This is a genomic window from Neptunomonas phycophila (assembly GCF_001922575.1).
GTDB classification, from domain to species: domain Bacteria; phylum Pseudomonadota; class Gammaproteobacteria; order Pseudomonadales; family Balneatricaceae; genus Neptunomonas; species Neptunomonas phycophila.
On sequence record NZ_MRCI01000001.1, the window covers coordinates 962,426 to 983,651 of the forward strand.

Genomic DNA, 21,226 nt, shown 5'->3' on the forward strand with positions numbered 1-21,226 from the left:
TGTCTGTACTCACCGAAGCCATTTATGATTGCTATACTTTATAAGAATATTAATTACGTCATCCCTATAACTTTACTTGTTATCACCTTTGCCAGTATTGGCGGCTTCCACGCAGGCTTATTCAACACGTATTTAGATGTGCTAGATCCAAAGCATCATTATGTAACAGAAGCCTATGATGACGAAAATAGTGAGTATGTGATATTTAAGCAGGGTGGTTCCGTTAGCGTTTTCTGTAACGTAAAAAGTTTAGAAGGGGATCGCTTTTGTGGGTTATCTATTTATCTATCCGAGGACTTAAGCGATGGTTTGGACTTAAGTCGTTACGATGAACTTGAGCTAAGCGTTAGTTATTTTTCACCGTCGCAAGATACCAAAATCAGAGTCTTCTTGAAAAACTTTGATCATGAACTCTCCAAGCCTGATGATGATCTATCGTTAAAGTACAATGCTGTTCGATTTGAAGCCGGTCACAGCCGGGAAACAATCCAAATTCCCACGCGTTACTTTCAAGTAGAGACTTGGTGGACTGATTTACTCAATGTGGATTATGAGCATTCTCAAGTTGATCTAACTAATGTGTCAGTCATTGAGCTAACGTCTCATGAGTTCCCGTTACCAAAAGTAGGTGAGTATCGAATCACTCTGCACTCTATGGAGTTTAAAGGCCGTAGTATTGATGAGTTTAGTTTGATTTGGTGGTTATTTATTTCATGGCTGATAGTCTCTGTTTATCTTTTAAATCGTCAGCGCCTTGTATATATCAGCCGAAACGAAGTACTAAAGCAAGTTTCCAATCAAGACTCACTCACTCAGCTATTAAACCGGCGAGGGTTAGGGGAATACTTTTCACAGATTAAAAAAGAAAAAACCAGTGACGATGTTGTAACGTTAATTTATTTAGACTTAGATAACTTTAAACGTATTAATGACTCATATGGGCATCTCGCAGGGGATTCAGTTTTAATTGAAACTTGCAAACGAATAACTCACCTTGTTAATGATTGTCAAAAAAATAAAGATTGCAGTGATTCAGCCATCGGTCGTATTTCAGGCGATGAATTTGTACTTTTATTGCTTAATTGTAAAGCACCTTTAGTTCCTGATTTGTCGGCAAAAATTTTAGAGGAAATTGCCGAGCCTATTAAAACAGGTAATCGCTTGATCTGTGATTTGAATGCTAGTTTAGGGGTTACACAGTCTGCCTTAGCCAATAAACCTATTACTTTCAGTGATTTGTTAGAACAGGGTGATGCTGCAATGTATTTTGCAAAGCAGTCGGGTAAAAACCAGTACAAGTTTTTTGACCGGCAAGTGCAAGAGAAAATCATGCTAAAGCGTAAGATTTCGACGACGTTACGGTATGCACTTAATACACATGCTTTTACTTTGATGTATATGCCCATCTACCATATTGAATCATTAGAAGTGGCTGGGGCAGAGGTGCTTTTGCGCTGTATTGATCCCTCTATGGAGGGGATTGGTCCCGATCAATTCATCTCGGTTGCGGAAGAGTTTGGGATGATTAAAGAGATTGATTTGTGGGTTATTGAAGAGGTTTTTCGTATTCTTCAGTCGAGTGGTCTTTGCGAGTCTAATCCTGACTTTAGAATCTCCGTTAATATCTCCGCCGAAGAAATGAATGATATTCACTTCCCCGATGTGTTAGCAAAGCTAGCTCAGCAATACGCCGTTTCACCGGCTTGTATTGAGTTGGAAATCACTGAAACACGTTTAGTTGATATTGATGCAAGCAATATTGATGTTCTACAACGCATCAGAGCATTGGGCTTTAGGTTAGCCCTTGATGATTTTGGAACGGGGTATACAGCATTTAATCAGTTATACCATTACCCTGTGGATCAACTAAAAATTGATAGAAGCTTTATCAATGAACTTCATGCGGGTTGTAAGCATGCTGTCATGGTTGATGCTATTTTGTCCATTGCCAATTCTTACCAATACGAAACAGTCGCGGAAGGGGTGGAAACACAAGACCAGCTAGCCCTGCTCAGAGAAAAGGGATGTGATTTAGCTCAAGGGTATTTTTTATCAAAACCACTCAAGTGGGTTCATTTTGTTGAATTACCGGGAGTTAAAATCTATGAATCGAGTCCATCCGCATAGCAGGCTGTTTTAGCTCGCTTTTATGGATATGAAAGCAGGAAATGCTGTCACACCATTATGAATGTAATGAAATCTTCTACCGATACTCCTCTTGTCCTCGTTGGGCCTGTGTTGCGGCAATTAACCTCAAAGGCGGTCACTTTTTGGTTGGCGACTTCTCGGCCTGTATCACTCTCGCTACGTTTATTCCCTGAAGGCGAAGCGCCGGTTAATCATTCTGAGGCACTCACCAGACATAAAGTTTTTAAAGCGGGCGAGCTGCTGTATTTTCACTGCGTCGTGTTTTCGCAAGCAAAGCCACTACCTCACGATGTATGGATAGGGTATGACCTCGCTTTAAAAACAACTTCAGATAGTACCCCTATTAGCGTGGTCGAGTGGGCAAGTGATATTTGCTATGGCGGACAGTCATTACCGGGTTTTATTATCAAATCCCACCTAAGTACTTTACTCCATGGGTCTTGCCGTAAGCCTCACTTGCTGCCCGCTGAATCGGAAGATAAAAAGGACAGCGGAGACGGTCTCGTCCGAGCAGATAAGCACCTAGCCACCATCATGGGCCAAAAGGGCAGCATGAATGAGCACGAGTTCATTGAACGTTGGCCCGCTTTGTTAATGATGTCGGGTGACCAAGTCTATGCCGATGATGTCGCAGGTCCAATGTTGGTTGCCATTCACCAATTGATTGATCGTTTGAAGTTGCCTGATGAAACTTTAGAAGGTACAGATTTATCGGATAGTAAAGCGCTGTGGCATGAGCAGCCACATTACTACAAACGAGATTCCCTCTTACCAAAAACAGAGCAAGGTGGAGAGTTACGCAAGCAGTTTTTTGGTGGTGCAAGAAAGCCGGTATTTACCTCTAGCAATGCAAATAATCACTTGATGTCATTATCTGAAATGCTGGCTATGTATTTATTGGTATGGTCGCCTGAGTGCTGGGTGGATATCACGCTTGAGCGGCCTAGCTCTATTAATGAGCAATTGGATATTGAGCGGTACGCGCGAGAGCAAACGGCGATCAATAGCTTTAAAGCTGATTTGATTCATGTGCGGCGAGTAATGGCACATGTGCCCAGTGCGATGATATTTGATGACCACGATGTTACCGATGATTGGAATTTGACAGCGGGTTGGGAAAAGTCTGCTTATGAACACCCGTTATCCCGACGTGTTATCGGTAATGCCTTGATTGCCTACCTTTTGTGCCAAGGGTGGGGGAACGCACCTGATCAGTTTGATGACGGGTTATTAGCGCATTTATCCACTACGCTAGCAGCACCTGGAACAAAGCAGCACGATGCGTTTATAACTCAATTATTAGCGTTTGATCACTGGCATTTCCATTGGGATACTGACCCTGTATTGCTCGTATTAGATACTCGGACACATCGGTGGCGTTCCGAGAAAAATATCGATCGACCATCAGGGTTAATGGATTGGGAATCCATTACTGATTTGCAATATAGCTTATTGGATAAGAAAGCGGTTGTCATGGTGTCGCCGGCGCCAGTGTTTGGTGTGAAATTGATAGAGTCAATTCAGCGGGTGTTTACATGGGCGGGTTATCCGTTAATGGTGGATGCTGAAAACTGGATGGCTCATAACGGTGCCGCTCATGGTTTGATGAATTTATTTAGGCACCCACGGACACCTCAGCACTTCGTTATTTTGTCGGGTGATGTACATTATTCGTTTGTTTATGACATCGAGTTACGGGGACGTAAAAACAGCCCATCCATTTGGCAGATTACCAGTAGCGGGCTTCGGAACGAGTTTCCTCCCAAGCTGCTGGATGTATTTGATCGTTTAAATCGTTGGTTGTATGCGCCTTGGTCGCCACTTAACTGGTTTACAAAGCGTCGTGGTATGCGCGTGTCTCCCCGAAAACCCGATAATGCGAAGTTAGGCGAGCGTTTGTTGAATGCGGCGGGTATCGGATTGGTTACCCTAGATAAAGAAGGTGTACCCACTCGCATAGCGCAATTATGTGCTGACGGTCGGGAAATTGATTTTGAGATCGATGATAAGCATGCACAATGGGAATAAGCAGCCTTTACGCAACAAAACGTCTACAATAGACGCACTTTAACTGCTAATTTTTTTGCAAGGTGCTCTTTTGACTGAATCTACTTTTACGGCCGTCGGTTTACGTGACGAATTGATCGATAACCTCGCGTCTTTGGGCTATGACTCAATGACTCCTATCCAGTCACAAAGCTTACCAAAAATTTTAGCGGGCCAAGATTTAATTGCGCAAGCAAAAACAGGATCGGGTAAAACGGCAGCGTTTGGATTAGGCCTATTGAATGCTATAGATAGCGATAGCCGAGCGATCCAAGCGTTGATCTTATGCCCAACGCGTGAGCTTGCAGATCAAGTGGCTGACGCGCTGCGAAAAATGGCACGTTTGATCAATAACACGCGAATCGTTACGCTGTGTGGCGGTGTTCCAATTAAAGGCCAACTCATATCATTAGAGAATACAGCCCATATCATTGTCGGCACACCAGGCCGCATAGCTGATCACTTAGTGCGCGAATCGCTGGATTTAGGTCAATGTAAAACATTAGTACTTGATGAAGCGGATCGTATGCTGGATATGGGGTTTGAGCCGCAGATTGATGCGGTTTTAGAGGCCATCCCTGCGGCTAACCAACGCTTACTATTTAGTGCAACTTTCCCTAAAGAAATTGCGAAGTTAGCTGAAAAAGTGATGCATGACCCCGTTATGGTGAAGGTCGAGTCGCAACATGATGAGTACTCCATCGAACAGCATTTTTATCAAGTAGCCGATGAAGATGAGCGCCTGGAAATGGTTGATCGTTTGTTACGTCATTACCAACCGGCTGCTGCGGTCATTTTCTGTAATACAAAGCGTGAAGTCGAAGCAGTGTATCAGTCCTTACAGTCTCAACGTTATCGTGTTAAATCCTTACATGGTGATTTAGAGCAGCGAGATCGTGATGTTACTTTAGCAATGTTTGCTAATGGCTCGGTAAACGTTTTAGTGGCGACTGACGTAGCGGCTCGTGGTTTGGATATCGACTCGGTTGATTTGGTTATTAATGAGCAAATTGCTTTTGAACCTGAGGTGCATGTCCACCGTGTAGGGCGAACAGGTCGCGCTGGAGCAACCGGTACGGCATGCACCTTGTTTAGCCAAAAAGAATCGTTCCGTTTTGATCGTTTAAAGGAATATCTAAACTTAGATGATGAAGCGATCAATGCGAGTGCTGCTCGTTTATCGCAAAACGATGTCCGTTTCCCAGAGCTATGTACAGTTGAAGTTTCCGGTGGCAAAAAAGATAAGGTGCGTCCAGGAGATATTGTGGGGGCATTAACGGCTGATAAAACCATTACCTCTGATGATATTGGTAAAATACAAGTCAAGCCTCAGCGCACTTATGTGGCGGTTAGGTTAACAGTCATTAAAGAAGCAATGGATCTGCTCAAACACGGTAAAATTAAAGGGCGTACTTTTAAGGCACGTCGTATTAGTTAACCATGAGACGCCTAATGCCTTTTTCTGTCGGTCGACCATCAGACTAAATAGAACTTTGTGAGCCTTTGTCGGTCAGCAGTTGCAGGGCTGATGACGTCGAATTTAGCAGTTGTGTTTTTAAATCGTTTTACTAATTTTGTCATGACTGATTCGTGATGCCTTTTTCGCTATGAAAAACGTAACTTATGGAGAAGTCTCATGAAAAAAATTTCATTAGTAACATGGATATTGTTGACTCTATCCCCCGCAGCGTTCGCCGATTGGACGCTAGTAGGGGAAGAATCGCGGATCGATTACGTATCCATCAAAGCCAATAGTACAGGCGAAGTTAATTATTTTAAGACCCTAGAAGGTTCTATCACAGACAGTGGCGCTGTTTCTCTGACTATCGATCTAAATAGTGTAGAGACGGGCGTTTCTATTCGTAATGAGCGAATGCAAACAGAGTTTTTTGATACAGAAAGCTTTGCGGATGCTAAGGTGCGTGGAGCCGTTGATGTAAGCCGAGCAGTTGAATTACAGAAGGGCGAGACTTATCAGGAAGCACTTAAGCTCACCCTGTCTTTACATGGCGTAGTCGCCGATGTTGATGCACAAGTACAAGTCACCAAATTAGCTAATGATCAGCTGTTAGTGACTTCGTTAAGCCCCGTTATTATTGATGCGAAAACTTTTGATTTAGGCGAAGGTGTGGAAAAGCTTCAGACACTCGCTGGGTTGCCTTCAATAAGCTCGGTAGTTCCGGTCACCTTCAATCTAGTCTTTAAGTAACATCGCTAGACTGGCTCATGACTAATCAGCCAGTCTATTTTTGACGTTAAAGTACTGCATTAATAAAGCTTTGTAATTCGGGGGTTTGGGGGTTGGCAAAGACTTCTTTGGCATCGCCCGTTTCCCACACTTTCCCTTGATGCATGAAAACAACGCGGTCTCCCACATCACGAGCAAAATTCATCTCATGCGTTACCAGTACGAGTGTCATACCTTCACTAGCCAATTGTTCTAGCACCTTAAGAACATCTCCCACAAGCTCCGGATCTAGCGCTGAGGTGATCTCATCGCACAGCAGTACTTTTGGTTTCATGGCCAGTGATCGAGCAATAGCAACACGCTGTTGCTGCCCTCCGGATAGTTCACTAGGATAACTGTTATATTTGTCGCCTAGACCAACCTTTTCCAACACCTCTTTGGATGTCGCTTCTGCGTCTTGTGCTGATGTTTTACGGACGAGTTTAGGCGCTAATTCGATATTTTGTCCCACAGTCAAATGAGGAAAGAGGTTAAAGTTCTGAAATACCATCCCCACGCTTTTGCTAAGCTTGCGGACTTGGAAGTCGTCTGTGCTAACTTCCATTTGATCCAGAATGATATTGCCTTCGGAGTATGACTCCAAACCATTTATGCAGCGCAGTAAGGTGCTTTTGCCTGAGCCGCTGCGTCCTATAATTGAAACAACTTCACCCGCAGCAATGGTTAGGTCGACGCCTTTAAGTACATGGTTATCGCCATAGTATTTGTGGATGTTTTCGATATTAACGAGCGACATTTAATTTGTTCTCCAACTTGCGGCTTGCGACAGATAATGGGTAGCAGAGTAAAAAGTAAATAAGTGCAACCATGCCAAAGACTTTGAAAGGTTCGAAGGTTGCGTTATTGAGCATGGTTCCAGCTTTGGTCAGCTCTACAAATCCAATAATCGAAGCCAGTGCGGTGCCTTTAACAATTTGTACTGAAAAGCCTACTGTAGGTGGGATAGAAACGCGTAAGGCTTGGGGCAATATTATATGACGCATAATTTCATAATAACTAAGACCTAAGCAGCGTGAAGCTTCCCACTGGCCTTTCGGGATCGATTCGATACACCCACGCCAAATCTCAAATAAGAAGGCACTGCTAAAGAGTATTAAAGCGAATGAAGCGGCGGTCCACTCAGATACATCAAAGCCAAACAAGGACAGTCCAAAAAACACCAAAAATAACTGCATTAATAAAGGGGTTCCTTGAAATAGCTCAACATAAATACGTATAAGCCGTTGCGCTACCTTGTTACCACTCGTTTGTATAAAAGTTAGTATTAAACCAACAATTGAGCCGCCAACAAAGGCGATCAACGATAAAACGACAGTCCAACGTGCCGCGAGTAGCAGGTTACGAAGGATGTCCCAATCAGTAAATTGATACATTAGCGGGCCCTCAAGTTAGGGAATGCCACATAGCCAATCAACTTAAATATTTGACGCATACCAATGGCAATAACTAAATACAGTAAAGTAACGACGAAATAAGTTTCAAAGCTTAAAAAGTTGCGGGATTGGATAAAGTTGGCAGCGAAGGTGAGTTCTTCTACGGATATTTGCGATAGTACAGCTGATCCGAGCATCACGATGATGCATTGGCTGGTTAGTGCTGGATATATACGAGCAATGGCAGGTGGCAACACAACGCGTGTAAAGATCTGTACACGTGTAAGCCCAAGCGTTTTAGCTGCTTCTACTAACCCTTTTGGTGTGGCTTCTATACCGGCACGGATAATTTCGGTGCTGTAGGCCCCTAAATTAATAACCATTGCCAATAAACCCGCTTCCATCGCTGAAAGCTTGATACCCAAAGAGGGTAAACCAAAAAAAATAAAAAATAGTTGTACGATAAACGGCGTGTTTCTGACTAGTTCAACATATAAGCCTACTACACGGCTTAGCCAAGTAGTTTTGCCCGCGCGAGCTGCTGCTCCCAGCGTGCCTAACAGGCAGCCGAGAACAGTAGTAAACACGGTAAGGAGTATAGTGGTGACCAAGCCTTCTAGCATTTCGCTCTTATAGTTAAGTAATTCAGCAAAATTAAAGGTGTAGTCCATAAGTCTTCCTGCTGTGTTTTGGGTGACAATGGACTTACTGTGCTTTCAATTCAGCAGGTAGTTCAGCTTTTAACCACGTCATGGATAGCTTGTCTAAAGAACCGTCACTTAAACCTTTAGATATAAGGCTGTTCACTTTTGCTAGAAGGGCATCATCGCCTTTGTGGACACCTATGTAACAAGGTGAGTCTTTAATCATGAACTTGCTAACGGGTTTACGATCGCCAGCATTTTCTGCAATCTTGGCAACTACTAAGTTACCAGTGGCAATTAAATCGACTTGTCCAGAAAGGTAGGCAGAAATAGTGGTGTTGTTATCTTCGAAGCGTCGAATAGTTGCATCTTCGGGTGCTAGTTTACTGAGTTCTAAGTCTTCAACTGAGCCTCGCGTTACGCCAACCACCTTGCCGGAGAGGTCGGCTGGTGAACTTACCGTAGCTGATTCAGTACCAAACACACCAAGAAAGAAAGGTGCATAAGCCATTGAGAAATCGATTGCTTTTTCTCGTTCTGGATTTTTGCCCATGCTGGAAATCACTAGGTCTACTTTGCGAGTTTGTAAGTAGGGAATACGGTTTGCACTGGTTACGGGCACAAGCTCAAGTTTCAGATCCATTTCGTTGGCTAGGTATTTGGCTGTATCAATGTCGTATCCAACGGGTTGTAAATCAGGACCTACTGAACCAAAAGGAGGGAAATCTTGTGGGACGGCTACTTTGAGAGTTCCACGTTCTTGTACGGTTTCTAATTGGCTGGCAACAGTGAGAGTGCTAGCTAACGTTAGGCAGGCCACGCCTACAACTTTTAATGCAGACTTTGTGAAGCGTTTCATATGGTATTCCCTCTAATTCCAAATATTCTAAAAATTCACGGTGGTTGGATGAACTGTTTGTTACTTTTGTTACTTTTGTTACTTTTGTTACTTTTTATTTGTCTTTTGCAACTAAAGGGCCAACTTTATTTGGTAAGCAGTGATAGTTTAGAAAAATATTTTTTATATATATAAAACAAGGATCTACGTTTTTTGGTATGTATGAGGATATGAGAAGAATGTGGGAATAAGTGAATGAAGGAAAAAAACTGCATCAATTCAGGGATATTTCGGAAGTGTATTGTGAGTTTGCACTGTTTTGGTGCGATCAGCCTAAGGCCTGATAGCGAGGCCCCTAAAAAAGGATGTTATGAAAAATCGACTTCTTCTAGGGCTTTATAGAAGGCGGTAACTTTATCTATGTGCAATTGAGCGTCGTCAGCACAAAAATCCAGAGTTTTGTTAGCGAGTAACGCTATTAAGCTCATAGCGGCACTGTAGCTGTTAAAGGAAGAGGCGCTTTCTAGGGGGCACTCTATCCAAACATCAACTTGCTTCGCTTGTTGTCGCAAAGAAAAGTCTGAGATCAAGAGGGTGGGTATTGATAGCGTTTTGAGTTGTGCTATCAGAGGTTGTATGAGTGTAGGCCGGCGCCTGAAACCAATCAGAATGACTAAATCATCGGGGGATAAATTAGCTAGCTCCTCCCCAATTGTTTGGCCGCTGACAGGCGCTAAGCTCACATTTGAGCGAATTTGCACCAGTTGCTGACGACAATGAACAGCGATGGGGTAGCTGTTGCGAAAACCAATGACGACTACATTTTTCGCATTGGCAATGTGCTCTGCTGCTCTATCGACCGTTTCATTCGTGAGTGTGTTTTGTAGATACTGTAAATTTTTGATTTCTTGCTCAAAGTGTTGGTTGTGCAATGCTCCCGATGATTGAGAGTTAAAAAATGGTGTGCCCTGGTGTCTCTCTTTTTGAGCTACGTGGCGAGCTTCTTTAAACGAACTGTAGCCTAAACGCTTAAATAAGCGACTAATGGTAGCTTTCGAAATTTCACACGTGCTTGCGAGGTCGGTACTGTTAAATAGCGGCAAGTTATCGGGGTGGGATAATAAAAAATCAGCCAGCTTTTTTTCTTGCGGTGTGAGTTGTTCATAATTATCACGAATTTTTTCGGATATCACGTCCATTTGCCGTTCCAAATCAAATAACTAAGCAGCATTAAAACCTGATCAAGCTATCTGTGCAAGGGGCTGTTCTTGTGTGAGGAATTTGATCTTTAGGTCAGATAATTGTTAGAGTACAAAGGAATTTGCTGATATTTGAAACTTGTTACTTGGCCGTGAGTGGTGGCTAGGAGTTTCAAATGTGAGTACTTGTTGTTAAATACTCTGGAGATTTTCTTTTTAATGCCTGATTCGAAATTAGATCCTATCGATAGTCAGAGCGATATTATGACTCCCGACGGCTTGGTTAATCCGATTGATACCGATTACCAAGTAGGTCAGGACAATGTCGCACTTAACATAGGGCCGTTCGGCCTTGATATTCACAACCGCGTATTTTTGATTTCAGGGTTAGCAATTGTTGCATTTGTTATTTTGACCCTAGCTTTTCAAAATAGTGTCGCTCCAGTATTTGGAGACATGCGCAGTTGGATAACCACGAATTTAGATTGGTTCTTCTTATTATCCGGTAACATTTTTGTTCTGGTCTGCTTATTCCTTATCGTATCGCCTATGGGCAAAGTACGTATTGGTGGGACTGAGGCTAAACCAGATTATGGTTATCTCGGGTGGTTTTCTATGCTGTTTGCAGCAGGAATGGGCATTGGCTTGATGTTCTATGGGGTATCAGAGCCGTTGTCGCATTTTGGCAGTTCATTGGGCGGTACAACCGTCGTTGATGGTGTGCGAACTGACTGGGCACCTTTAGGGGGTGCGGCGGGTGATGCCGCCGCCGCTGAGCGTCTGGGTATGGCGGCAACTATTTTCCACTGGGGTTTACACCCGTGGGCAATTTACGCTGTTTTGGCGCTGGGATTAGCTATCTTTTCGTTTAATAAAGGCCTTCCGCTAACGATGCGTTCGGTTTTTTATCCTATCTTAGGTGAGCGTGTTTGGGGCTGGCCTGGTCATATCATCGATATCTTAGCTGTGTTTGCGACCTTGTTTGGTTTGGCGACCTCGCTAGGTTTAGGGGCGTCACAAGCAGGAGCCGGGCTCAATTATTTGTTTGGAGTGCCAACCGGTACAACTACGCAGGTCTTGCTAGTAATTGGCATTACGGCAATAGCACTAGTCTCAGTGTTAGCTGGGTTAGATGCAGGGGTTAAGCGCCTTTCCGAGATTAATATGACTCTGGCTGCGTTGCTTCTGTTGTTTGTCATTATTGTAGGGCCTACTGTCGCTATCTTGACGGGCTTCGTGGCTAACCTTGCTGCCTACGTCCAGAACTTACCTGGTTTAGCGATGCCGTTTGGGCGTGAAGATGCCAACTTCTCACAAGGTTGGACAGCGTTTTATTGGGCGTGGTGGATTTCTTGGTCACCTTTTGTTGGTATGTTTATCGCGCGTGTTTCTCGTGGTCGTACTGTTCGTGAGTTCATGGTGTCGGTGCTGCTTATCCCATCGGCCGCATGTGTTTTATGGATGACAGCCTTTGGCGGAACAGCCATTAGCCAAGTGGTTAATGATGGCTATACCGCGGTACAAAACGCGAGCTTGCCGATTCAATTGTTCACTATGCTGGATGCATTACCGCTGTCTCAGATTACATCGTTTATTGCGATTATTTTGGTTATCGTCTTCTTTGTCACTTCATCTGATTCAGGCTCGTTGGTTATTGATGCGATTGCGGCTGGTGGTAAAGTAGATTCGCCAAAACCTCAACGTGTCTTCTGGTGTACTTTTGAGGGCTTAGTTGCCATCGCTTTAATACTCGGTGGTGGTTTGGTTGCTTTACAGGCGATGGCTGTGTCAACAGGATTGCCATTCACGATTGTTCTGTTAGTTGCTTGTGCATCGGTTCTTAAAGGGTTAGCGTCGGAGCCGCGCGCTTAAGTTTCGTTAATAGATCACAGACCTCTAGAGCCGATAGCTTATAATGAGCTATCGGCTTTTTTATTGTTTTAAAAATTGCCGTCTTTTTATACTCAACTTTCTCATGGAATATAGATTATGGAAGTCGAACAGCTCGAAATACTGACTTTTTTGAAAGATCATGTTCCTTTTCGTTGGTTACCGGAAGAGGAGTTATCCAAGGTAGCCACTGAAATAGATGTATCTTATTTTAGAGCTGGGGCAACGATTTTAGAGGTTGGCCAAACGAATAGTGACATCCACATAGTCCGAAGTGGTGCAGTTGAGATCTACTTACGTAACGGTGAGTTGTTTAACCGTTTAGGTGAAGGCGGTATGTTTGGGCAACAAAGCGTACTGACTAAAAGCCCAGTTAGGTTTCCGGCTAAAGCGCTGGATGACACGTTAATCTATTTCATTCCTTATGCACTTTTTATTGAGTTATTTGATCGATATGAGCGTTTCTCTGATTTTGTCGAATTAGAGAATAATAAGCGACTTAGCCACACTGTAACCCGACGCCAAGATGCTAATGAGCTGATGACATCACCGGTCAATAAGCTCATTACTCGTGAACCGGTACTGATTAGTGAATCGGCCACGGTTAAAGAAGCAGCCTGCTTAATGAGCGAAGAAGATATTTCTTGTCTATTGGTGGCCGACGCGCAGGATTCGGTATCAATGATTGGGATTATGACCGACAGGGACTTACGGACTCGGGTGATTGCCCAAGGGTTAGATTACACGACTTTAGTGCGCCATATCATGACACCTGCCCCTATTACGATTGATTCCAGCCATTTTGTTTTTGAAGCCATGTTAACCATGCTGACTCATAACGTGCACCATTTGCCTGTACTACACCTTGGGAAGCCTGTTGGAGTCATTGGGATATCGGATATTATTCGTTATGAATCTCATAATAGCTTGTTTGTGGTTAGTAGTATTTTTGATGCGCAAAGCGTAGAAGAAATTAGCGCATTGATTCCGGATATCCATGCAAGTTTTACACGCATGGTAAATGAAGATGCTAATTCACATATGATAGGTAGTGCTATGTCGGTTATTGGACGTAGCATAAAACAACGCTTGTTAGCCTTGGCGCAAGAGCAACTAGGTGAGCCTCCCATCCCGTATTGTTTTTTGGCGTTAGGCTCAATGGCACGAGATGAGCAGTTAGTCCTAACAGATCAAGATAATGCGCTCATTTTGGATGATTCTTATAATGCTGAGCTGCATGGCGAATATTTTTTAAAGCTGGCGCGTTTTGTTTGTGATGGTTTGGCCGAATGTGGCTACAGTTATTGCACTGGCAATATTATGGCAACCAATACCCGTTGGCGGCAGCCTTTGTCGGTTTGGAGGGGATATTTCACTGAATGGATTGAGCAGCCGACACCTGAGTCGTTATTGAATAGCTCGATATTTTTCGATCTAGACGGCGTTTGGGGGCAAACAGAGTGGGCTGATGAGCTTACCGCCTTGATTGCTAAAAAGGCCCAAGCCAGTCCGCACTTTTTAGCCTGTCTAACGCGCAATGCGATTAATCGTAAACCACCATTAGGCTTTTTTAAGGATTTCGTGGTTGAGAAAGATGGTGAGCATAGGAATACGATAAATTTAAAACGACGTGGCACGGCACCCTTGTCAGATCTTATTCGTGTCTATGCGCTAGCGGTGGGGTCAACAGCACAAAACTCGTTTGAGCGTCTGGACGATATTATCGCGGCCAATATTTTACCGCCGGGGCGTGGGCCCGATTTACGTGATGCATTGGAGTTTATTTCGATGGTGCGGATACGGCATCAGGCGCTAGATTTAGAGGCGGATCGGGTGCCTGATAACAATATCGAACCCGAACAAATAAGCCCTTTTGAGCGAAGAAACCTGAAGGATGCTTTTCAGATAGTTGCTAACGCACAAAAATTCATCGTTATAAAATACCCACCTAATCGGCGATTTTAATGTCCAATAGTACACCGATAAAAACCCCATTGTCTGATGGCAGCGTCGATTGGCTGTTGAATTTTGAGCGAGGCGCAAAGCAGGCCAGCAGCGCTTTTCTAAAAGCGTATTATCAAAGCAGTGTGCCAGCTGCTGATACGCCTTTAAGCCGAGTGCCTTTTTTAGCGATGGATTTTGAGACCACGGGGCTTGACGCGAGCCGAGATGAAATTGTGAGCATAGGCGTTGTGCCGTTTACGTTAGAGCGTATTCACTATAGCCAGAGCAAACATTGGTTGGTGAAGCCTATCGCGCCATTAAATGCAGATTCTGTTGTGTTCCATGGTATTACTCATCGGGATTTGGACGAAGCAGAAGACTTTGAAAATGTGATTGAGCCATTGTTAAAGGTAATGGCGGGGCGTGTGCTTGTGGTTCATTATCGCTACATAGAAAGGCCATTTCTATATAGAGCATTGGAGCAGCGTATTAATGAAGGCGTTGTTTTTCCTGTTGTTGATACGATGGCTATAGAAGCCTCATTATGCCGCTCTTCTATGTGGGCACGAATCAAACAAAAGCTTGGTATAAAACCAGAGTCTATTCGCTTAGGGGATAGCCGTATGCGATACGGTTTGCCTAATTACCCTTCGCATCATGCGCTTACTGATGCTTTAGCCACTGCGGAACTATTTCAAGCAGAGGTTGCTTATCACTTGTCTCCTGAAACACCGATCGGCGATATTTGGCTTTAATCATAGGTGGTTTACAAATCACCCACTGAACGCGCAACCCGCTCACTGCGAAGTGTATTCCATGCTTCATATTGGCTTAGAAAAATGTGACCTGTGAGTTCGTCAACAAAATGCGTGCGACGTAAGCGGTCCATAATAGGGCCTTTCACTTCTGATAAGTTCAGTGTGACACCACTATCGTTTAAGCGATGATTAATGGCTTCTAGGCTTTCTAAAGCGGATGCGTCAATAAAGTTAACCGCTGGGCACATGAGTATCAGGTGCTCAATATTGGGATTGGACATGACCAAGTCATATACGCGGTCTTCAAGATAACGTGCATTGGCAAAGTAGAGGCTTTCATCAACTCTTAGGGTCAGTATGTGGTTGTCGGTCTCTACATGATGGCGATCGATGTTGCGAAAATGTTCTGTTCCTGGAACACGACCAACAATTGCGCTGTGTGGTTTACTAGTGCGGTATAAATGCAACAAAATCGATAAGCCTACTCCAGCGATAATGCCTAGTTCTACGCCTTCAGCTAGGGTCAGTAAAATAGTAGCGAGCATGGCAAAAAAATCACTGCGTGAAAAATTCCATGTCCGTTTTAATGCCCCCATATCCACTAACGATAAAACAGCCACAATAATGGTTGCAGCCAGTGTTGCCTTAGGCAAAAAGAACAACAAAGGGGTGAGAGTTAATGCTGCCAATCCGATACCTATTGCTGTAAACGCACCGGCGGCAGGTGTTTCCGCTCCTGCATCGAAGTTAACCACAGAACGCGAGAAGCCGCCTGTGACAGGAAAGCCGCCAGAGATGGAAGCCGCGATGTTTGAGGCTCCAAGGCCAATCAGCTCTTGATTAGGGCTGATTCGTTGACGCCGTTTTGCTGCTAATGTTTGTGCCACTGACACGGATTCTACAAAGCCGACAATGCTGATTAAGACGGCTGACACTAAAAGCTCTTGCCAAATATTGTAATCAAATTGAGGTAAAGTAAGGCTAGGAAGGCCTGGTGGTATAGCACCAACAAGCTGGACACCATGTTGTTGTAAATCTAGCCCCCATGCAGCTAATGTGGTGAGTGCAATGGCTAACACAGGACCGGCTTTAGCCAGTATTTCAGCTAGCGCATGGCCAATACCTTTATTAAGTAAATAGCTTTTTAGGTTTTTCCTTGACCAAAATAGAAAGCCTGTTGCAAAGCACCCAATAACCAGTGTGGGAATATTAGTGGATGGTAGTTGACTAAAAAGCGAAATGATGAGGTCCCACAGGTTACTACCGTCCGCTTTAATTCCCAAGATATGTTTAAGTTGGCTGGCGGCAATAATTAACCCAGAGGCCGTAATAAACCCCGAGATAACAGGGTGGCTTAAAAAGTTGGCAAGCATGCCTAATTTTAAAAAGCCCATGATGAGCAGGATAAGGCCGGACATAAACGCTAAAATAATAGCGGCGGCTATATACTCATCACTGCCCTGTAACGCTAGATTGCCGACAGCTGCAGCCGTCATCAATGAGACAACAGCCACTGGGCCTACTGACAATGTGCGGCTAGTACCAAAAATAGCGTAAGCAACTAACGGTAATATGCTGGCATAAAGACCCACCTCCGGTGGCAACCCCGCCAACAAAGCATAAGCTAATGATTGTGGGATTAGCATAATAGTGACAATGAGCGCTGCGATTAAGTCGCTAGTGAGTGTGCGCTGATTGTAGTTACCTATCCAATCAAAAATAGGTAAGTAACGCTTGAGCATAGATATATCCTTAGCTACGGCGAGTCTGGTGTTTACTGTTTCTGGTCAAAGTTACAGGCTTGTGCTGCTTCATGATCCGAAGGTCTATGAGGCAGTATTGTTGGTCTAGCGAGCCATTCATGGCCCTTAAGCATGCCATTCCAATAAATCCACGGCAGCATTTTCTCCTTAAGAAACCAAGATAGCCGGCTTGGCTGGGTGCCTTTTACTAACCAAGAGGGGAAAGTAGGCTGTAGTTTGCCTCCATAACCAAACTCAGCGAGTACAATTTTTCCACGCTCAACGGTTAGTGGGCAGGATCCGTAACCATCGTAAATGGCTCTGGGGACTTCACCTTGGAGTACCATCAGCACGTTTTCGGCTACGACGGGGGCTTGTTTTCTGACAGCAGCCGCTGTTTTGGCATTTGGAGTATTGCTGCAGTCTCCGAGGCCAAAAATATTACCGTAGTGCTTATGTTGTAATGTTTCTGAGTTTAGGTTGAGCCAACCTGCGTCATCTGATAATTGGCTTTGCGCAACAAATTGAGGGGCCCGCTGAGGAGGGCATACATGTAGCATGTCAAATTGTTTCTCAATTTCTGTTGAATTACCCTCGCTATCAATGACAGAGAAACGTGCGGTTTTTGTAGGGCCGTCTACGCTAACTAATGTTGTTTGGAAGGCCAGCTCAACGCCATATTCCGTAATATATTCCATAAGCGCTGGTACGTAATCAGCTACACCAAACAGAGCGGCACCGGCGGTACAAAACTCAACTTTTATGTTGTCGAGTCTGCCCGTGCGCTTCCAATGATCGCACGATAAATACATGGCTTTTTGTGGTGCACCTGCGCATTTAATGGGCATGGGTGGTTGAGTAAAAATAGCTGTGCCTTGTTGTGTGCTTTGTACAAGTTCCCATGTATATGGGGCCAGATCTATTCGGTAGTTTGATGTGACACCGTACTTCCCTAGGCTATCTTTTAGGCCGGGAATGGCGTCCCAGTCGAGTATAAGACCTGGGGCGACTATCAGTGCTCTATAGCTAATTGACTCGCCATTTTCTAAGGTAATACTGTGATGTTCAGGCGTGAATGAGGCGGCTGCAGCGTGATACCAATGTACCGAATCGGGCATAATGTCTTTCATAGCGCGTGATGTTTCACTGCGCTCAAACACGCCGCCTCCCACGAGCGTCCAACCCGGTTGGTAATAATGTTCGTTATTCGGTTCCACAATAGCAATGGTAAGGCTAGGTTTACGTTTCAGTAAGCTGGCAGCAACGGCCTGTCCTGCGGCGCCGCCGCCAATGATGACAACATCATGATTCGCTTTATGGGTGGCTGTGGGGGAGTGGAATTGTTTTGTCGCTGATTGGTTAAGAGCATTAAGACGTTCATGCTGAGCACTAAGGTCGTAGCCTGCCGCTTTAGTCGTTGTAAGAATAGCCTCCGGGCTTAAACGAGGAGCTTGAGATAAGGCCCAAAGTGTAGAACTACGTGTTCCTGTTCGGCAAAAAGCTAAAACCGGCCCCTGAGCTTTATCCATAATAGCGGTGAAGTCGGCTATATTGGCGTCTGTAATTTTTCCTGAAACAACAGGTTGGTAGTACCAGTTTAATCCTAAGCGTTCTGCCGCTTCTTTTAAGTCAGTTGTCGAGGGTTGGTCTTGGCTTTCTTGGTCGGGTCGATTGCATATGATTGACTTGAAGCCCCTTGATGCCGCAACTCCAATGTCATTGGGAGTTAATTGAGGGCTAACGCTGATGAAAGGACTTAGTTGATTGATTTGCATGAACATCTCCTGACCGTTTTTATTATGTACAGCGCTGATGCACTGGTAATGTCGCTACGATGAAATAAGCTGCGCGAGCCTCGGTTATAACAGGTTGATCGGGACTTTAAGGTAAATTTGCCCGTTATCTTCAGCGGGAGGTAAATGACCTGCACGCATGTTGATTTGCACAGAAGGGATGATAAGTTTGGGCATACCTAAGGTGGCATCTCGTTCAGTGCGCATTTTGACAAATGCCTGCTCTGATATTTGGTTACCAACATGGATATTGTGCAACCGCTCGTCGGCTACGGTTGTTTCATTAGCAAAATGGTCACGCCCTTTGGCTTTATAGTCATGACACATAAATAAGCGTGTCTCATCTGGCAGAGCAAACACTTTCTGAATTGAGTGATATAAGGTGCTTGCATCGCCTCCAGGAAAATCACAGCGTGCTGTGCCGTAGTCTGGCATAAATAGCGTGTCTCCAACAAAACCCGCATTGCCAAAGACATATGTCATACATGCGGGTGTGTGGCCGGGTGTATGAATTGCTTTGCCTTTCAGGTGTCCAATCTGTATGAGGTCGCCGTCTATGAACAACTGATCAAATTGACTCCCATCACGAGAGAAGGTTGTCTCTGCATTAAATATCTGACCAAAAGTTTGTTGTACTGTTTTGATGTGCGCACCGATTCCTGTTTTAGCGCCTAACTTAAGGTGTAGGTAAGGAGCGGCGGATAAGTGGTCAGCGTGTACGTGTGTTTCTAAAATCCAATCGACTGTAAGGCTGTGTTCATCAATAAAGCGAATGATCTCATCAGCAGACTCTGTCGTTGTGTGGCCACTTGCATAATCAAAATTCAGAACAGAATCAATAACAGCGCAATGTGAGCTGTGCGGATCTTTAACGACATAGCTGTAAGTATTGGTCGGCTCATCGAAAAATGAGGTTACTTGCGGTTGCATATGTACACCTTCCTATATTTCTTTTTGATATATGCTTAAATCATATTAATATATGCTAATGTATATTTTATTAATTGCAAGCCTCCCTTGGTTTTATAGCCATTGGAGGAAGATTGAATAAGGGGATGGTAATGAAAACTGCACATGATCTTGTGGCACAAGCCAAATCAAGTATCCAAGAAATTAGTATTCAAGATGCTAGCCAAGCGATTGAAACAGCGGATGTTTTAATTGATGTAAGAGAAGCGGATGAGTATGCCGCTGGCCATTTAGCTGGCGCGATTAATATTCCAAGAGGGCTGCTAGAGTTTAAAATGACCGGCGAGCCTCATCTAGCGGATCGTAATTTACATATTGTTGTGTATTGCAAAACAAGTGGTCGTGCGGCGCTGTCGGCTGTGGCGTTGCATCAAATGGGGTACGTGCATGTGCAATCAATAGCGGGAGGGTACGATGCTTGGGCAGAGGCTAAGATGCCAGTGGTTCAGCCGCATATCCCTGATTTTGAATAGAATTTGAGGTCTCATGGCGTTAAGCGGGCAAGGGCAACTGGCCGTTAATCGCGAAATCGTTGAATGAAAAGCGTAAAGGAATGGTGCCTACCGCTTTAAGGAGTACATAATCTGGTCGTGTTTCGCATAACCAGGATTCTTGCATGTCTGGCTGGTTAGATACAAAAGGAGAGGGGTCATACAGTGCGACACAATGAGCAGCGTCTGAAGATCTTGCTGATAAGTATTCAAAAGCTTTAACGCGGGCCTCTCGCATGTCACTTCCTAGTTGTTGGGTTGCTCGGTAGTCACTGGGGTGTGTCAATAATGAAGAGTGTTGGTCAAAAGGATCTTGATGTAATTTCACCCCGTGTACTGTGCTGTACTCCACGCTAAAAAGTGTGTGTGATGTCCGCAGGGGGCTTTCCGGTGGCTTACCTTGTATGGTGTGGATGAAGACGAATCGGTAGTACGCTGATTCGCTGAGCGTGCTGGTTATTGAGCATCCTCCATAAAATAAACTGGGTTCATAGACTCTTCCAAATCGTGATCCCCATTGTAAAGGCGGGTAGCGGAAAGGGGTTTTTAATAGATAATGAAGTTCATGGTTAGTATGGGGGTAGGCTGGTTTTGTGGCTTCTAGGAGCTGTTCTAGCACCGCTTGTTCGTCTAGTGTGTCGACCAAGCTTTGGGTGGCTATTTGTTCTTGGCTTTCAACCAAACGGTATAAAGTGCCTTGTATCGGTTGTATGTGTTGCGTTCCTTCGCATGCGTCCCAAATCACTAGATCTTTCCTCGAATGGCATCTACATATTGTAAGACCCGGCTAAGTCCTTGTACGGATTGGACTTGCTCAGCGGGAATGCCCGCTGTCATGGTATTGGGGTTGCGCATAAAATGTTGCGTCCACGTAGAGTCGCCACCAGATAATGCATAGAGTGCTCTTGCAACTCGAATGAGCAATAGCGCCAGCTCGCCTGTTTTGCTATTGGGGTCCAATTGCATTGATTTTTTTAGGCGGCTAATGCCCGTTCTGTGTAAGCCCACCACAGCGGCTAATTCTGCTTGGGATAGCTGTAGTTGCTCGCCTGCATTTAGCAGGGCTTTGGCCAGTACGTAGCTTGGATCAGGTTGTGTTTGGCTAACAGCACTCATCGATCACCTCAGTGAGTAACGTTTATT

General features: G+C 44.5%; 18 protein-coding genes. 8 read left to right on the top strand and 10 right to left on the bottom strand.

Going from position 1 to position 21,226, the window contains the following annotated elements:
- Window positions 1–24 precede the first annotated feature (24 nt).
- From BS617_RS04370 to BS617_RS04385, 4 genes are all read left to right on the top strand, one after another.
- Window positions 25–2,127 (top strand): putative bifunctional diguanylate cyclase/phosphodiesterase, encoded by a 2,103-nt coding sequence (locus BS617_RS04370; protein WP_075171677.1) that lies wholly within the window; start codon window positions 25–27, stop codon window positions 2,125–2,127.
- Window positions 2,128–2,193: 66 nt separating this feature from the next.
- On the top strand, window positions 2,194–4,176 hold the full coding sequence (locus BS617_RS04375; protein WP_075173426.1) for an alkaline phosphatase D family protein: 1,983 nt from the start codon (window positions 2,194–2,196) through the stop codon (window positions 4,174–4,176).
- 70 nt (window positions 4,177–4,246) lie between these two features.
- Window positions 4,247–5,632 carry an ATP-dependent RNA helicase DbpA gene (gene dbpA, locus BS617_RS04380; RefSeq protein WP_075171678.1) on the top strand — a complete coding sequence of 462 codons (1,386 nt, stop codon included), beginning with the start codon at window positions 4,247–4,249 and terminating at the stop codon, window positions 5,630–5,632.
- 198 nt (window positions 5,633–5,830) lie between these two features.
- Complete coding sequence (locus tag BS617_RS04385; RefSeq protein WP_075171679.1) at window positions 5,831–6,403, top strand: YceI family protein; 573 nt, start codon at window positions 5,831–5,833, stop codon at window positions 6,401–6,403.
- A gap of 46 nt (window positions 6,404–6,449) precedes the next feature.
- Here the strand turns inward: BS617_RS04385 and BS617_RS04390 are convergent, their stop codons facing one another.
- From BS617_RS04390 to BS617_RS04410, 5 genes are all read right to left on the bottom strand, one after another.
- A complete protein-coding gene (locus BS617_RS04390) occupies window positions 6,450–7,178 on the bottom strand; it encodes an amino acid ABC transporter ATP-binding protein (RefSeq protein ID WP_075171680.1) in 729 nt (242 codons plus the stop codon).
- Window positions 7,165–7,815, bottom strand: a complete 651-nt coding sequence (locus BS617_RS04395) for an amino acid ABC transporter permease (protein WP_075171681.1) — start codon at window positions 7,813–7,815, stop codon at window positions 7,165–7,167. Before BS617_RS04395 ends, BS617_RS04390 begins: the two co-directional genes overlap by 14 nt.
- Window positions 7,815–8,486 (bottom strand): amino acid ABC transporter permease, encoded by a 672-nt coding sequence (locus tag BS617_RS04400; RefSeq protein WP_075171682.1) that lies wholly within the window; start codon window positions 8,484–8,486, stop codon window positions 7,815–7,817. The genes BS617_RS04395 and BS617_RS04400 overlap by 1 nt, the downstream gene beginning before the upstream one ends.
- 34 nt (window positions 8,487–8,520) lie before the next feature.
- The gene (locus BS617_RS04405) at window positions 8,521–9,318 is read right to left on the bottom strand and encodes a transporter substrate-binding domain-containing protein (RefSeq protein ID WP_075171683.1); all 798 of its coding nucleotides are present in this window, start codon (window positions 9,316–9,318) and stop codon (window positions 8,521–8,523) included.
- Window positions 9,319–9,665: 347 nt separating this feature from the next.
- Entirely contained in the window at window positions 9,666–10,496 is an 831-nt protein-coding gene (locus BS617_RS04410; protein ID WP_075171684.1) for a MurR/RpiR family transcriptional regulator, read from the bottom strand.
- A 219-nt stretch (window positions 10,497–10,715) separates the two neighbouring features.
- On the opposite strand from BS617_RS04410, the gene BS617_RS04415 reads away from it, so the two are divergent.
- From BS617_RS04415 to BS617_RS04425, 3 genes are all read left to right on the top strand, one after another.
- Window positions 10,716–12,368, top strand: coding sequence for a BCCT family transporter (locus tag BS617_RS04415; RefSeq protein ID WP_075171685.1), 1,653 nt, complete (start codon window positions 10,716–10,718; stop codon window positions 12,366–12,368).
- 117 nt (window positions 12,369–12,485) lie between these two features.
- Complete coding sequence (locus tag BS617_RS04420; RefSeq protein WP_075171686.1) at window positions 12,486–14,351, top strand: DUF294 nucleotidyltransferase-like domain-containing protein; 1,866 nt, start codon at window positions 12,486–12,488, stop codon at window positions 14,349–14,351.
- Window positions 14,351–15,085 (top strand): 3'-5' exonuclease, encoded by a 735-nt coding sequence (locus BS617_RS04425; RefSeq protein WP_075171687.1) that lies wholly within the window; start codon window positions 14,351–14,353, stop codon window positions 15,083–15,085. Before BS617_RS04420 ends, BS617_RS04425 begins: the two co-directional genes overlap by 1 nt.
- Window positions 15,086–15,096: 11 nt before the next feature.
- Here the strand turns inward: BS617_RS04425 and BS617_RS04430 are convergent, their stop codons facing one another.
- The 3 genes from BS617_RS04430 to BS617_RS04440 all read right to left on the bottom strand — a co-directional run bounded on the left by BS617_RS04430 (window position 15,097) and on the right by BS617_RS04440 (window position 19,553).
- Window positions 15,097–16,830, bottom strand: coding sequence for a SulP family inorganic anion transporter (locus BS617_RS04430; RefSeq protein WP_075171688.1), 1,734 nt, complete (start codon window positions 16,828–16,830; stop codon window positions 15,097–15,099).
- Window positions 16,831–16,862: 32 nt separating this feature from the next.
- Window positions 16,863–18,605, bottom strand: a complete 1,743-nt coding sequence (locus BS617_RS04435; RefSeq protein ID WP_075171689.1) for a bifunctional protein tyrosine phosphatase family protein/NAD(P)/FAD-dependent oxidoreductase — start codon at window positions 18,603–18,605, stop codon at window positions 16,863–16,865.
- Window positions 18,606–18,689: 84 nt separating this feature from the next.
- Window positions 18,690–19,553 (bottom strand): MBL fold metallo-hydrolase, encoded by an 864-nt coding sequence (locus BS617_RS04440; protein ID WP_075171690.1) that lies wholly within the window; start codon window positions 19,551–19,553, stop codon window positions 18,690–18,692.
- A gap of 131 nt (window positions 19,554–19,684) precedes the next feature.
- Between BS617_RS04440 and BS617_RS04445 the strand changes: the two genes are divergently transcribed.
- Entirely contained in the window at window positions 19,685–20,065 is a 381-nt protein-coding gene (locus BS617_RS04445) for a rhodanese-like domain-containing protein (RefSeq protein ID WP_075171691.1), read from the top strand.
- A gap of 19 nt (window positions 20,066–20,084) precedes the next feature.
- Here the strand turns inward: BS617_RS04445 and BS617_RS04450 are convergent, their stop codons facing one another.
- Both BS617_RS04450 and BS617_RS04455 read right to left on the bottom strand, forming a co-directional pair.
- Window positions 20,085–20,828 (bottom strand): RES family NAD+ phosphorylase, encoded by a 744-nt coding sequence (locus BS617_RS04450; RefSeq protein WP_075171692.1) that lies wholly within the window; start codon window positions 20,826–20,828, stop codon window positions 20,085–20,087.
- Window positions 20,828–21,199 (bottom strand): MbcA/ParS/Xre antitoxin family protein, encoded by a 372-nt coding sequence (locus BS617_RS04455; protein ID WP_075171693.1) that lies wholly within the window; start codon window positions 21,197–21,199, stop codon window positions 20,828–20,830. Before BS617_RS04455 ends, BS617_RS04450 begins: the two co-directional genes overlap by 1 nt.
- Window positions 21,200–21,226: the final 27 nt, after the last annotated feature.

Coding starts and splice junctions, on each gene's coding strand:
- BS617_RS04370 (WP_075171677.1), top strand. CDS start 25: ATGATTGCTATACTTTATAAGAATATTAATTACGTCATCCCTATAACT.
- BS617_RS04375 (WP_075173426.1), top strand. CDS start 2,194: ATGAAATCTTCTACCGATACTCCTCTTGTCCTCGTTGGGCCTGTGTTG.
- BS617_RS04385 (WP_075171679.1), top strand. CDS start 5,831: ATGAAAAAAATTTCATTAGTAACATGGATATTGTTGACTCTATCCCCC.
- BS617_RS04390 (WP_075171680.1), bottom strand. CDS start 7,178: ATGTCGCTCGTTAATATCGAAAACATCCACAAATACTATGGCGATAAC.
- BS617_RS04395 (WP_075171681.1), bottom strand. CDS start 7,815: ATGTATCAATTTACTGATTGGGACATCCTTCGTAACCTGCTACTCGCG.
- BS617_RS04400 (WP_075171682.1), bottom strand. CDS start 8,486: ATGGACTACACCTTTAATTTTGCTGAATTACTTAACTATAAGAGCGAA.
- BS617_RS04405 (WP_075171683.1), bottom strand. CDS start 9,318: ATGAAACGCTTCACAAAGTCTGCATTAAAAGTTGTAGGCGTGGCCTGC.
- BS617_RS04410 (WP_075171684.1), bottom strand. CDS start 10,496: ATGGACGTGATATCCGAAAAAATTCGTGATAATTATGAACAACTCACA.
- BS617_RS04415 (WP_075171685.1), top strand. CDS start 10,716: ATGCCTGATTCGAAATTAGATCCTATCGATAGTCAGAGCGATATTATG.
- BS617_RS04420 (WP_075171686.1), top strand. CDS start 12,486: ATGGAAGTCGAACAGCTCGAAATACTGACTTTTTTGAAAGATCATGTT.
- BS617_RS04425 (WP_075171687.1), top strand. CDS start 14,351: ATGTCCAATAGTACACCGATAAAAACCCCATTGTCTGATGGCAGCGTC.
- BS617_RS04430 (WP_075171688.1), bottom strand. CDS start 16,830: ATGCTCAAGCGTTACTTACCTATTTTTGATTGGATAGGTAACTACAAT.
- BS617_RS04435 (WP_075171689.1), bottom strand. CDS start 18,605: ATGCAAATCAATCAACTAAGTCCTTTCATCAGCGTTAGCCCTCAATTA.
- BS617_RS04440 (WP_075171690.1), bottom strand. CDS start 19,553: ATGCAACCGCAAGTAACCTCATTTTTCGATGAGCCGACCAATACTTAC.
- BS617_RS04445 (WP_075171691.1), top strand. CDS start 19,685: ATGAAAACTGCACATGATCTTGTGGCACAAGCCAAATCAAGTATCCAA.
- BS617_RS04455 (WP_075171693.1), bottom strand. CDS start 21,199: ATGAGTGCTGTTAGCCAAACACAACCTGATCCAAGCTACGTACTGGCC.